The sequence below is a fragment of the Enterobacter sp. CGMCC 5087 genome, assembly GCF_003144775.1.
Classification (GTDB): Bacteria; Pseudomonadota; Gammaproteobacteria; order Enterobacterales; family Enterobacteriaceae; genus Enterobacter; species Enterobacter cloacae_M.
On sequence record NZ_QFXN01000266.1, the window covers coordinates 1 to 1,250 of the forward strand.

The following is a 1,250-nucleotide window of genomic DNA, read 5'->3' on the forward strand; positions in this document are numbered from 1 at the left end:
AGCTAAAGACGCTTTAGATCAAGCAATTAGGCAACAAGACGCAATAAATTTATGTGACCGTATCCCCGAGTGCCACTGGCACTGTATGCAACCTGTTAGTTGCTCTTACTACAAGAGAGCATTGCGTAAACATCCTAATATCACAGTTTTTTATACTCCATAGGTGAGCATATGCCCAAAATCCAATTGACAATATTTTTTAAAGAGAAGGAAACAACAATTAATTCTATTCTCAATACCATGAAATTTATGACGGAATGTTATTCAACGTTACGTGGGGATGTAAGTTGGTATCTTACTGGAGAGTCAAAGGAAGATGCCATGACAAAGGAAGTTTTTAGTGGAGGGAAAATAACTCCAAATGCCAGTGAGTTATTAGAGAAAGATTTACAAGATGGTTTTCCTTTAGTTGTTGCCTGGATATGGAATGAGAGCGGCGATATTGTTACTGCAACGAATAATATCGAGGCCGATATAAATAATTTCTGCTATGAATTGACTTGCAATACAAATACTGAAGCTGAAGCAATGAACCTTGCTTCACAGATTGTATTAAAAATAATCGATAAAATTGAACCACACATCATCCACCTGGAAACGAACGATTATAGTCTTCATGAGTCAATGGTATTCCCGGATCGTCTTCCTGTAGGCTGGATGTTCTACATCGATAAAAGCTACGATGAAAAGACGCTGAATCTTCCTAAACAGATGCATTCTATCAAACGAGATGGACAACCTGTTGGTACGTTGTTCGTGACCAAACGAGATTTCTTTGATGGCTCCAACAAAGCTGATATTACGTTATCCAACGATCTTGAGATCGCGCTGGTAGCGCATGACATTCTGCCAACATACAAAAAAATATTCTGATGGTTAAAGGAAATAAATCACCATGATATTTGCAGTAATACCTGCATTAGCAGAAGCTGCCGAAGCACTGGCCGCCGCACTTGGCATCACCATTGGTGCAGGTGCGGCTGCTCAGATGGTGAATGAGGGCAAAAAAGAGGACTCCTCCGGGAAAGTGACAGCGGCGGATTCTACCAGACCCTGTGAGAAATGCCCGGCGATACCCTGGGTCTCGCCGATTCAGGCACCGTTTAGTGAGAAACAAGAAGTCAGTCTGAATTATCAGATGCGGATCTGCGGCACCTACAGCATGCACAACAGCGATGGAAAAACCAGCGTGGAAGAGTATGCCTTCCGGCATCCGGGGCTGAAAAATTCAAGCAAGCAAGTGAAGTTTG

At 42.2% G+C, this 1,250-nt stretch carries 1 protein-coding gene and 1 pseudogene; both read left to right on the plus strand.

Annotation, left to right across the window (positions count from 1 at the left end; translation table 11 throughout):
- Nucleotides 1-171: 171 nt before the first annotated feature.
- Entirely contained in the window at nucleotides 172-873 is a 702-nt protein-coding gene (locus DEO48_RS23045; protein ID WP_109846402.1) for an Imm52 family immunity protein, read from the plus strand.
- A 22-nt stretch (nucleotides 874-895) separates the two neighbouring features.
- A pseudogene (locus DEO48_RS23050) lies at nucleotides 896-1,250 on the plus strand (hypothetical protein); the annotation flags it as partial.

Coding starts and splice junctions, on each gene's coding strand:
- DEO48_RS23045 (WP_109846402.1), top strand. CDS start 172: ATGCCCAAAATCCAATTGACAATATTTTTTAAAGAGAAGGAAACAACA.